The 11,155-nt window shown below is 72.0% G+C and carries 10 protein-coding genes; 8 read left to right on the top strand and 2 right to left on the bottom strand.

Features of this window, described 5'->3' with window-relative positions; translation table 11 throughout:
* Positions 1 to 41: 41 nt before the first annotated feature.
* Positions 42 to 701 carry a prepilin peptidase gene (locus FB557_RS11440; protein WP_144857762.1) on the bottom strand — a complete coding sequence of 220 codons (660 nt, stop codon included), beginning with the start codon at positions 699 to 701 and terminating at the stop codon, positions 42 to 44.
* A gap of 145 nt (positions 702 to 846) precedes the next feature.
* Between FB557_RS11440 and FB557_RS11435 the strand changes: the two genes are divergently transcribed.
* From FB557_RS11435 to FB557_RS11400, 8 genes are all read left to right on the top strand, one after another.
* On the top strand, positions 847 to 3,831 hold the full coding sequence (locus FB557_RS11435; protein WP_144857761.1) for an FtsK/SpoIIIE family DNA translocase: 2,985 nt from the start codon (positions 847 to 849) through the stop codon (positions 3,829 to 3,831).
* A gap of 36 nt (positions 3,832 to 3,867) precedes the next feature.
* Positions 3,868 to 4,569: a two pore domain potassium channel family protein gene (locus FB557_RS11430; RefSeq protein ID WP_144857760.1), complete on the top strand. Its 702-nt coding sequence runs from the start codon at positions 3,868 to 3,870 to the stop codon at positions 4,567 to 4,569.
* A gap of 41 nt (positions 4,570 to 4,610) precedes the next feature.
* A complete protein-coding gene (gene rimO / locus FB557_RS11425; protein ID WP_144857759.1) occupies positions 4,611 to 6,134 on the top strand; it encodes a 30S ribosomal protein S12 methylthiotransferase RimO in 1,524 nt (507 codons plus the stop codon).
* A complete protein-coding gene (gene pgsA, locus FB557_RS11420; protein WP_144857758.1) occupies positions 6,131 to 6,754 on the top strand; it encodes a CDP-diacylglycerol--glycerol-3-phosphate 3-phosphatidyltransferase in 624 nt (207 codons plus the stop codon). The genes rimO and pgsA overlap by 4 nt, the downstream gene beginning before the upstream one ends.
* A 3-nt stretch (positions 6,755 to 6,757) precedes the next feature.
* Complete coding sequence (locus FB557_RS11415; RefSeq protein WP_246074747.1) at positions 6,758 to 7,243, top strand: CinA family protein; 486 nt, start codon at positions 6,758 to 6,760, stop codon at positions 7,241 to 7,243.
* Between the two features lie 84 nt (positions 7,244 to 7,327).
* Complete coding sequence (locus FB557_RS11410; RefSeq protein WP_144857757.1) at positions 7,328 to 7,624, top strand: helix-turn-helix domain-containing protein; 297 nt, start codon at positions 7,328 to 7,330, stop codon at positions 7,622 to 7,624.
* Positions 7,625 to 7,832: 208 nt separating this feature from the next.
* Complete coding sequence (locus FB557_RS11405; protein ID WP_144857756.1) at positions 7,833 to 8,282, top strand: universal stress protein; 450 nt, start codon at positions 7,833 to 7,835, stop codon at positions 8,280 to 8,282.
* Entirely contained in the window at positions 8,279 to 9,940 is a 1,662-nt protein-coding gene (locus FB557_RS11400; RefSeq protein ID WP_144857755.1) for a sodium:solute symporter family transporter, read from the top strand. The genes FB557_RS11405 and FB557_RS11400 overlap by 4 nt, the downstream gene beginning before the upstream one ends.
* Before the next feature lie 46 nt (positions 9,941 to 9,986).
* Here the strand turns inward: FB557_RS11400 and FB557_RS11395 are convergent, their stop codons facing one another.
* On the bottom strand, positions 9,987 to 11,153 hold the full coding sequence (locus tag FB557_RS11395) for an MFS transporter (RefSeq protein ID WP_144857991.1): 1,167 nt from the start codon (positions 11,151 to 11,153) through the stop codon (positions 9,987 to 9,989).
* Between the last annotated feature and the right edge of the window lie 2 nt (positions 11,154 to 11,155).

The following is an 11,155-nucleotide window of genomic DNA, read 5'->3' as shown; positions in this document are numbered from 1 at the left end:
CAGCTGCTGGTCGCCGGTGCTACTGGAGTCGCTGGGTCTGCTCAGCGCGCCGCCAGCAGGGCGCACACCGCTCCCGCGAGCAGGTAGGGGCCGAAGGCGAGGTGGCTGCCGCGGGTGGCGCGGCGGGCCAGGAGCAGGACGAGCGCGGCGAGGCCGCCGAAGAGGAACCCCAGGTAGACCCCGGTGGCGAGCACGGCCCACCCGTGCCAGGCGAGCAGGGGAGCGAGGCTGAGCATGAGCTTGGCGTCGCCCATCCCCAAGCCGCGCGACCCGAGGGCGAGGGAGACCACGACGAAGGCTCCGCCCACCAGCCCGGCGGCCCAGATACTGCGCACCAGGTCCTCCCAACGTCCGGACGTCGCGGCCGCGAGCGCAAGCAGCGCGAGCGTGCCGGGGACCGCCGGCAGGGTCAGCGCGTTGGGCAGGCGGTGCACGTCGAGGTCGGCCACGGTCAGGGCGAGCGTGAACGGGGCGAGGGCGGCGAGCAGGACGACGACGGCGGCCGGCTCGTCCCGGTGGGCCCACACGAGCGCGCCGCCGAGCGCCGGAGCCGCGAGCACGAGATGCCGCAGTCGAGGCGGCGTCGCGGAGGCGGGCTCACCCCCTTCGCCCTCCCGGCGGTAGGACCCCGCCGCCACCCACCGCCAGGCCAGCCACGTCCCCACCGTCAGCACGAGGCAGGCGAGGGCGAGCGGCAGCACCCCGCGAGACTAGAGCGAAGGCGCCGATCCCGCGCGCCGGCTGTCCACACCCCGCCCCGTCGCCCCCTCGTCGCGAACCGGGGGCGGCACTCCTGGTGCGCGTGTGCTCCAAGTGATGGGTGTGACTCTGCCCTAGGCTTGCGCCATGGCGACACGCAACGGCAGTACTGCGCGCCCCGGCGGCTCCACCCGAGCTCCAGGCCGCTCCGGCGGGTCCAGCGGGCCCGGCCGCAGCACCGAGCGCGGCGCGAAGGCGCGCGAGACCGTGCGCAAGCAGCAGGCCAGCGCCAGCCGCAAGAGCTCGACCACGGGCGGGCGCAAGACCTCGCCGAAGGCCAAGGGCTCGACCCGCAAGCCCGCTGCCCGCAGCGGGTCCGCCCGCACCGCCAACCGGGCCGGTGACTCCCTGCCCGTGCGCGCCGTCCGCGGCACCGTCAGCGGCCTGGCGGGTGCCACCGGTGCGGGCGTGCGCAGCGTGAGCCGCTCCGCCCAGAACCTCGACCCCGAGCACAAGCGCGACGGCCTCGGCCTCGGCCTGCTCGCCCTCGCCGTCGTCGTCGCCGCCCGCGAGTGGTGGGGCCTCGGCGGTTGGCTCGGTGACCTCACCCACGCCGTCTTCGCCGGCGCCTTCGGCGTCATCGCCCTCGCCGTCCCGGTCGTCTTCGTCGCCCTCGCCTGGCGGATCCTCACCGGGGTCGAGGAGGGCGTCATGTCACGGGTCGGCCTCGGCCTGGGCATGCTCGCCCTCTCCGCGTGCGGCCTGGTGCACATCAGCCGCGGCATCCCGCAGCCCCCGGACGGTGCGGGTGGGATGCGTGAGGCAGGCGGAATCGTCGGCTTCCTCGGCTCCGACCCGCTCGCCGCGGGCCTGACCGTGTGGCCTGCGACGATCCTGCTCGTCATCCTCGGCCTGTACTCCCTGCTCGTCATCACCGGCACCGAGCTGCGCGAGCTGCCCACCCGCGGGGCCTACCTGCGGGCCGCGGTGACCGGCGACCTCCCGGCAGACCTCCAGCCGCACGAGGGCACCCCCGCCGCCACCGCCGCGGTGAGCAACGCCCGCAAGCGCCGCGCCACCGCCGACCTCGACGAGCGTGACGGCGACGTCGCCTACGACCAGGCCGCCGAGGTCTCCCGGGCCGGCAAGCGCGGCCGCCGCAAGGCGGCCTCCGCCGAGCAGGCGGGCGACACCCCTTCGCCCGAGCAGACCGAGGCGAAGGGGGGGCCGCGCCCCGGCGAGAAGCGGCCCACCAGCCCCGGAGTGCTCGCCCCCGCGGGCGGCAAGGGCGGGGACAAGAGCTCGGACAAGGCCGCCGAGTCCTCCCCGCAGGCGCCGCCGACGACCCAGCTGCCTCAGCGGGTCGAGCAGCTCGCCCTGGCCGGCGACATCGCCTACACCCTGCCGGAGAGCACCTTCCTCAAGCAGGGCTCGCCGCACAAGGAGCGCTCGGCGGCCAACGACCAGGTGGTCGAGGCGCTGACCAGCACCCTCGACGAGTTCGGCATCGACGCCCAGGTCACCGGCTTCCACCGCGGCCCGACCGTCACCCGCTACGTCGTCGAGCTCGGCCCGGGCGTCAAGGTCGAGCGGGTCACCGCGCTGAGCAAGAACATCGCCTACGCGGTCGCCAGCGCCGACGTGCGCATCCTCAGCCCGATCCCCGGCAAGTCCGCGATCGGCATCGAGATCCCCAACGCCGACAAGGAGATGGTCTGCCTCGGCGACGTGCTGCGCTCCGACGTCGCCCGGCACAACGAGCACCCGATGGTCATGGGGGTCGGCAAGGACGTCGAGGGCGGCTACGTCATCGCCAACCTCGCGAAGATGCCGCACATCCTCGTCGCCGGCGCCACCGGCTCGGGCAAGTCGAGCTTCGTGAACTCGATGATCACCTCGATCCTCATGCGGGCCACGCCCGACGAGGTCCGGATGGTGCTCGTCGACCCCAAGCGGGTCGAGCTGACCGCATACGAGGGCATCCCGCACCTCATCACCCCGATCATCACCAACGCCAAGAAGGCCGCCGAGGCGCTGCAGTGGGTCGTCAAGGAGATGGACCTGCGCTACGACGACCTGGCGCGCACCGGCTACAAGCACGTCGACGACTACAACAAGGCGGTCCGCGCCGGCACGATCAAGGACGTCCCCGGCTCGGAGCGGGTGCACCAGCCCTACCCGTACCTCCTCGTCATCGTCGACGAGCTCGCCGACCTGATGATGGTCGCCCCTCGCGACGTCGAGGACTCCATCGTGCGGATCACCCAGCTCGCCCGGGCCGCCGGCATCCACCTGGTGCTCGCCACGCAGCGCCCCTCCGTCGACGTCGTCACTGGCCTGATCAAGGCCAACGTGCCCTCGCGGATGGCCTTCGCGACCTCCTCGCTCGCCGACAGCCGGGTGGTCCTGGACCAGCCCGGCGCCGAGAAGCTCCTCGGCCAGGGCGACGCGCTCTTCCTGCCCATGGGCAAGAACAAGCCGATGCGCGTCCAGGGCGCCTGGGTCACCGAGTCCGAGATCCACGACGTCGTCGCCCACGTCACCGGCCAGCTCAAGCCGAGCTACCGCGAGGACGTCGTCCCCGACACGCCGAAGAAGCAGATCGACGAGGACATCGGCGACGACCTCGATGTGCTGCTCCAGGCCACCGAGCTCGTCGTCAACACCCAGTTCGGCTCGACCTCGATGCTCCAGCGCAAGCTGCGCGTCGGCTTCGCGAAGGCCGGGCGGCTGATGGACCTCCTCGAGTCCCGCGGCGTCGTCGGCCCCTCCGAGGGCTCCAAGGCCCGCGACGTCCTCGTCAAGCCCGACGATCTCGCGACCACCCTCGCCCTGATCAAGGGTGAGGACGTGCCCGAGCCCGCCGGGGACGAGGGCGAGCCCTACGACGGGTTCGGCGATGACGCGGCACCCGAGGACGAGGGCGAAGGGGGAGGAGCCGGCGAGAGCGGCCCGCGCGCCTACGAGCACGACACCGAGGTGATCCGGGTCGAGGATCCCGGCGCGGCGGCGCCCCCTTCGCCGTCGGTCGGCGCGAGCTCGGCCCGCTACGCGGAGGACCCGATCGGCACCGACATCCCGGCCGACGAGGACGAGGACCTCGACGCGTGGTCGCTGACGGGTCGGGAGTGAGGCCGCTGCCCGCCGGGCACGGCCTAACCTGAGCGCATGACGCAGAGCGACTGGTACGCACCGCCGGAGCCACTCAGCGGCCGGGAGTACTGGAGTGCCCTGATCCGCAAGCAGCCCTCCGCGGTGCTGCTGGCGGTGCAGATCTTCGCGATCGTCGCGATGCCGTGGGTCGACGAGGTGCCCAACTACCGGGTCGCCCTCGTCGTGCTCAGCCTGGTCGCCCTCACCCTGGCGGTGTGGACGGTGCGGGCGACCTCCAGCCTGACCTGGGTCGCGCTGCTCATCGGGGTGCCGGCGCTGGGGCTCGAGCTGTGGACCGTCTTCGACGCCGAGACCTGGGTGCTCGTCACCGCCCACCTCCTGCTCGCGTCGTTCTACTTCTACACCGGGTACGCGCTGCTGGGGTACATCTTCGCCGACCGCTTCGTGACCAAGGACGAGCTCTTCGCCGTCGGTGCCGCGTTCACCGTCGGCGTCTTCGCCTTCACCTATCTCTTCGTCGCGATCCAGGAGGCCTACCCGGGCTCCTTCACCAACCTCGGCGGTGACAGCCGGGTGTCCTTCCAGGAGCTGCTCTACGGCTCGGTCGCCAACTTCACCGGCGTCGGCTCGACCGACATCATCGGCGTGCGCCCGCACGCTCGGGCCGCGGTCATGGTCGAGCAGATCTCCGGCGTCTTCTACATCGCCATGGTGATCAGCCGGCTCGTCGCCATGGCCGCGATGCGCAGCAAGTGACCGCGCGGTTCGGGGCCGCTCCTGCACCTACAGTGGAGCCCATGACCCCTGCTCGCAGCGTGGCCCTGGTGACCCTTGGCTGCACCCGCAACGAGGTCGACAGCGAGGAGCTGGCCGGGCGGCTGGCGTCGCAGGGCTGGGAGCTCGTCGAGGACGCGGCCGAGGCCGACGTCGCGGTGGTCAACACCTGCGGGTTCATCGAGCAGGCCAAGAAGGACTCGATCGACGCGATCCTCGAGGCCGGCGAGCTGCGCGAGAGTGGACGCACCCAGGCCGTCGTCGCCGTCGGCTGCCTCGCCGAGCGGTACGGCCGCGAGCTGGCCGACGAGCTGCCAGAGGCCGACGCGGTGCTCGGCTTCGACTCCTACCGCGACATGTCCGCGCACCTGCAGGCGGTGCTTGCCGGGCACGCCCCGGAGGCACACGTCCCGGGGGACCGGCGCACCCTGCTGCCGCTCGCGCCGCTGGAGCGCGCCGACGCCGCCGGCGAGGTGGCGATTCCCGGCCACGGCGGCGCCAGCGCGGCCACGCGTGACCTGCCCCGGGCCCGCCTGGACGACCGTCCGTGGGCACCGCTGAAGATCGCTTCGGGCTGCGACCGGCGCTGCGCCTTCTGCGCGATCCCCACCTTCCGCGGGTCCTTCGTCTCGAGGCGGCCCACCGACGTCATCGCCGAGGCGCGGTGGCTGGCCGAGCGCGGCGTACGCGAGCTCTTCCTCGTCTCGGAGAACTCCACCTCCTACGGCAAGGACCTCGGCGAGCTCGACCTGCTCCAGGCCCTGCTGCCCCAGCTCGCCGCGATCGAGGGCGTCGAGCGCGTCCGGGTCTCCTACCTCCAGCCCGCCGAGATCCGCCCCGGACTGCTCGAGGCGATGGCGGCGACCGAGAAGGTCTCGCCCTGGTACGACATCTCCTTCCAGCACTCGGCGGCCGGCCTGCTGCGCCGGATGCGCCGCTTCGGGTCCACCGAGTCCTTCCTCGAGCTGATCGCCGGGGTCCGGGAGCGCCAGCCCGACGCCGCGATCCGCAGCAACGTCATCGTCGGCTTCCCCGGTGAGACCGATGACGACCTCGCCGAGCTCGAGCGCTTCCTCACCGAGGCCCGGCTCGACGTCGTCGGCGTCTTTGGCTACTCCGACGAGGATGGCACCGAGGGCGAGCGACTGGGCGACAAGCTCGACCCCCACGTCATCGACGAGCGGGTGGAGCGGATCCGCTCCCTCGCCGACGAGCTCGCGGCGCAGCGCGCCGAGGACCGGATCGGGCAGCCGGTCCGGGTCCTCGTCGAGTCTCTCGAGTCGCCCTTCGCCGACGACGCTCGCGACGCCGACCTCGACGCGGAGACAGGCGGCACCCCCTTCGCCGACGCCGACAACCCCGCCGCGAAGGCGGGGGGCACCCCCTTCGCCGTCGGTCGTGCCGACCACCAAGGCCCGGATGTCGACGGTGAGACGATCCTCGTCGGCGAGCCGGACGTCCTCGCCCGCCTCGCCGTCGGCGACCTCATCGACGCGGTCGTCGAGTCCACCGAGGGCATCGACCTCGTGGCCCGGGTGGTCCAGTGAGCACGCCCGCACCCGCCGCCCCCAGCCCGTGGAACCTGCCCAACGCGCTCACGGTCCTGCGGATCCTGCTCGTCCCGGTCTTCGCGTGGCTGCTGCTGCGCGAAGGAGGAGACGACGCTGCCTCGCGCTGGTGGGCCCTGGGCGTCTTCAGCGTCGCGATCATCACCGACCGGATCGACGGCGACCTCGCCCGCTCCCGGGGGCTCGAGACCGACTTCGGGCGGGTCGCCGACCCGATCGCCGACAAGGCGCTCACCGGTGCCGGCTTCATCGGGCTCTCGATCATCGAGGTCATCCCGTGGTGGATCACCGTCGTCGTCATCGCCCGCGAGCTCGGGATCACCCTCATGCGCTTCTTCGTCATCCGGCACGGGGTCATGCCGGCCAGCCGCGGCGGCAAGCTCAAGACCTTCCTCCAGGCACTCGCGCTGGCGATCCTCATGGCGCCGCTGTGGACGCTCCCGCTCTCCGGCTTGTGGACCGCGATCGGGTGGCTCGTCCTCGCCGCGGCGGTGCTCGTCACCGTGGTCACCGCGGTCGACTACGTCATCAAGGCGCTCACCCTGCGCGAGACGAGCGACCGGGCGCGGATGAAGCGCGAGCGCAAGGCGACGGGCTGACCGGTGCGCCGCGACCCCGCCGAGATGGCAGCCGAGCTGCTGGCGCAGCTCCGGGCGAAGGGGGCGACCCTCGGCTGTGCCGAGTCGCTCACCGGAGGCCTCCTCGCGACGACCGTCGTCGGGGTGCCCGGGGCCTCGGACGTCTTCCGGGGCGGTGTCATCGCCTACGCGCCCGAGGTCAAGACCGACCTGCTCGGCGTCGAGCACGACCTCATCGCCCGGGTGGGCACCGTGCACCCGGCGGTCGCCGAGCAGATGGCCCGCGGCGCGCTGCGTGAGCTCGGCTGCGACATCGGGCTCGCAACCACCGGGGTGGCCGGCCCCGGGTCCAATGAGGGGCACCCGGCGGGCACGGTGTACCTCGCCTGCGCCACGCGCGGGGACTGCACGGTACGGCGGCGCGACCTCGAGGGCGACCGGTACGGGGTGCGGCGCGCTGCGGTGGGGGAGGCGCTGGATCTCGCGCTGACGGTCCTTGCCGAGCGGTGAGGCGAGGAGAGGTGTGCAGACAGTGTCGGCGCCCGGGGGTACGGTGGATCTCGACATGAGGCGGACCGCGAGGAGGAGGCACGGATGATCGTGCTGCGCGCAGAGCTCGGTGAGGTGCTGCGGTCCACTCGTGCTGCCCAGGGACGCACCCTGCGCGACGTGAGCCAGGACGCGGCGATCTCGCTCGGCTACCTCAGCGAGATCGAGCGGGGCGAGAAGGAAGCGAGCTCGGAGCTGCTCGCCGCCGTCTGCGGGGCGCTGGAGGTGCCGATGTCGGAGGTGCTCGCCGAGGTCGCCGCCCGGGTCGCCCTGGCCGAGGCGGCCACGGCGCCCGTCGTCCTGGTCCCGCAGGGCAAGCGGGTCTCCGCGTCGGCTGCCTGACGCAGCCGACACTGTTCGTCGACCCGGCCCGACGCAGCCGGCAATCTTCGTCGACCTGGCCGACGCCCCCTTCGCGCAGGTGGGTCTGCCTATTTCGCAACGGCGCGGCGCCGTAATCACATCGCAAGGTTCCGACCGAGACCTGACCTGGGCGTGAGGGGTAGCGTCACGAGGACGCCACAGCCGACTCAACGGGGAGTGCAACGCCATGGCCTCACGATTCCCACGCCGGATCCTCTTCGCCGCAGACGGGTCGAAGGAGTCCGACTACGCCAGAGAGCATGTCGTCGACCTAGCCGATCAGGCCGGGTCGGAGGTGCACGTCGTCTTCGTCGGGCTGGTCAGCCCGTGGACCCAGTCAAAAACGCCGAGCGCTGGACAGGCCGAGCGGACCCGTGAGGAGGCGCAGGCGGTCCTCGACACCCAGGTCGCCGAGCTCAAGCAGGCCGGGTGCCAGAGTCCGATCCCGCACCTGCGTCTCGGGCGGGCGGTCGACGAGGTGCTCCGCCTGCGCGACGAGCTGAGTGCCGATCTCATCGTCCTGGGCAACCGCGGGCATCACGCGTTCACCCGGATCCTGCTGGGCAGCGACGCCGAAGGCATCGTGCGGCACGCCCCCTGCCCGGTCCTCGTCGTCCGGAGGGACACCCAGTCATGAGCGTCGCACTCACCGCACCGGCAGCCCCCAACTTCGAGGTCGGGCCGATCGACCTCACCGTCATCATCGTCTACCTCGTCCTCTCCCGGATCATCCCGCTCGTCGTCGGCAGCCGGATGAAGAAGAAGGCGGCCGCCGAGCGCGAGGCCTCCGGAGGTGAGGCGGCCAGCGAGTCCGAGGACTACTTCCTCGGCGGCCGGAGCTTCATCTGGCCGTTCGTCGGGCTCTCGCTCGTCGCGACGAACATGTCCGGTGCCACCTTCGTCGGGCTCGCCGGCGGCGCCTACAACCAGGGCATCTCGATCTTCGCCTACGAGTGGATGACGACCGTCATCCTCGCGATCTTCATCTTCTTCATCCTCCCGTTCTACCTGCGCAGCAAGGCCTTCACGCTGCCGGAGTTCCTCGAGAAGCGCTTCGACCGGCGGCCCCGGATGGCGTTCGCCGGCTTCAACCTCTTCGCCAACATGTTCATCGACATGGCGGCGGCACTCTTCGCCGGTGCGGTCGTGGTCAAGACCCTCTACCCGGAGATCCCGATCTGGGTCTCGGTGGCGGCGCTGGCCCTCCTCGCCGCGGTCTACACCGTCATCGGCGGGCTCGGCGCGGTGATGGTCTCGGACTCGATCCAGGCGACGGTCACCCTGATCGGCGGGGTCATCGTCTTCATCGCGACCCTGGGCGCCATCGAGTCGTGGGACTCGATGACCCAGACCGCGGGCGAGGAGAAGATGAGCCTCATCCTGCCGACCGACAACCCCGACCTGCCGTGGCCGGGACTGCTCACCGGTGTGCTCGTCATCGGCCTGTACTACTGGACGACCAACCAGCTCGTCGTCCAGCGGACCCTCGGCGCGAAGAGCCTCGACCACGGCCGCTGGGGCGCGCTCCTCGCCGGCTTCATCAAGCTGCTCTTCCTCTTCCTCTTCATCCTGCCCGGCGTCATGGCGCTGAGCCTCTACCCGAACCTGGACAACCCCGACACCGTCTTCCCGACGCTGGTCTTCGACCTGCTGCCGGTCGGGGTGCGCGGCCTGATCCTCGCGGCGGTCATCGCGGCAATCACCTCGACGGTGGACTCGATCCTCAACTCCGCCTCGACGATCGTCACGATGGACTTCGTCAAGACGCTCAAGCCGCAGACCTCGCAGCGTCAGCTGGTGCTCATCGGGCGGGTGGCGACGATCGTCGCGCTCGTCGTGGCGATCATCTGGGCGCCGTTCATCGCCCAGTTCGACACCCTCTACAACTACCTCCAGTCGGTGCTGAGCTACCTCGTCCCGCCGGTCGTCGCGGTCTTCCTCGTCGGCATCCTGTGGAACCGGATGACTGCGAACGCCGCCTTCCTCACCCTGGTGATCATGCAGCCGCTCGGGCTGCTCGCTTTCATCTTCACCCAGGTCCTCCCCGACGAGCCGACGGTCCAGTTCCTCTACGCCGCGGGGCTGAACCTCGCACTCTCCCTGCTGCTCATCGTCGTCGTCTCGCTCCTGGGGAAGACACCGGACCTGGAGAAGACCGACGAGCTCACGTGGAAGAGCAAGTACTGGCACGAGGAGTCCGAGGCGCTGGAGGGCACCCCGATCTGGGCCAACTACCGCGTGCTCACCGGGGTCATGCTGGCCGCGACCGCGGTACTGGTCATCGCCTTCTGGTGACCGGGTCCTGACGGCGGGCGCTTCCCGAGCGGGGGCTCGCTCGCCGTCAGGCGCGGCGCGCGGGGTGGCGGCCGAGCAGGCTGAGCGGGAGGGTCAGGGCCGTTACTGCTGCAGCGACGAGCAGCGCGGCCGGGAAGCCGAGCAGCGCGGCGATCGCACCGACGAGCACCGACCCCAGGCCGGTGCCAAGGTCGAAGCCGATGTTCCACACCGCGCTGGCCATGCCGTACCGCTCCCGGGTGACGGAGTCGAAGGACAGCACGAGGGTGAGGTTCTGCAGGCCGCCATAGGCAACGCCGAGCGCCGCCGCGGCGAGCAGGAGCAGCCAGGACTGCTCGGCCCGGACCGCGTGGGCGAGCAGTGCGGTGCTCGCGGCGCCGAGGACGACGAGCGGCCACACGAACGGGCGCGCGCCGTGGCGGTCGGCCAGGCCTCCGATCCGCCACCGCGTCACCGCCGCGGTGCCTCCGAGCGCGGCGAGCGCTGCCATCGCCAGGACGGGGCCCTCGGTCATCTGGGGCGCGAAGGTGAGGACCGCGCCGCCCGCCAGGGTCACCCCGAGGAGGATCAGCATCGGCGGCAGGAGCGGCGGCAGGGTCGCTCGGATCCTGGCGGGCGAGCGGTCGTCGGGGGAGCTGCCGGGCGCGTCGCCGGTACTCCCACCATCGGCGGTCGGCGCCGAGGCGATGGAGCGGCCGAGCGCGAGCGCCGCCGGCACACCGAGCAACGGGCAGGCCGCGGCGACGAAGACGGCACCGAAGCCGAGGTGCTCGGCCGCCACCGGGCCGAAGGGCAGCACGAGGACCTGCGGCACCGCGATGGCCAGCCCATAGGCGCCGACCGCCGAGCCGCGTCGCGACGCGTCGACGAGCTCGGCGACGGCAGCGCTGCCGGTCACGGTGATCACACCGAAGCCGACGCCACGCACCGCCGACAGGGCGAGGAGCACGCCAAGGTCTGAGGACAGCGGATGGGCGAGGGCGGGCAGCCCGAGCAGGGTGAGCCCGACGGCGAGCACGACACCCCACCCGCGCCGGCGCAGCAGCCCCGGGACGAACGGTTGGGTGAGGACGGTGCAGAGCAGGACCACGCCGTTGACCAGGCCGGACCCCCCTTCGCCGGCACCCCCCTGCACCGCCCACAACGGTGCCACCGGCAGCAGCAGCCCGTACCCGGTGAACCCGGCCAGGGTCGCCAGCAGCAGCGCCGGCATGC

This window comes from Marihabitans asiaticum, assembly GCF_007828725.1.
Lineage (GTDB): Bacteria > Actinomycetota > Actinomycetes > Actinomycetales > Dermatophilaceae > Marihabitans > Marihabitans asiaticum.
Note: the sequence above shows the minus strand (reverse complement) of the source record. Positions and strands in the feature narration are given on the sequence as shown.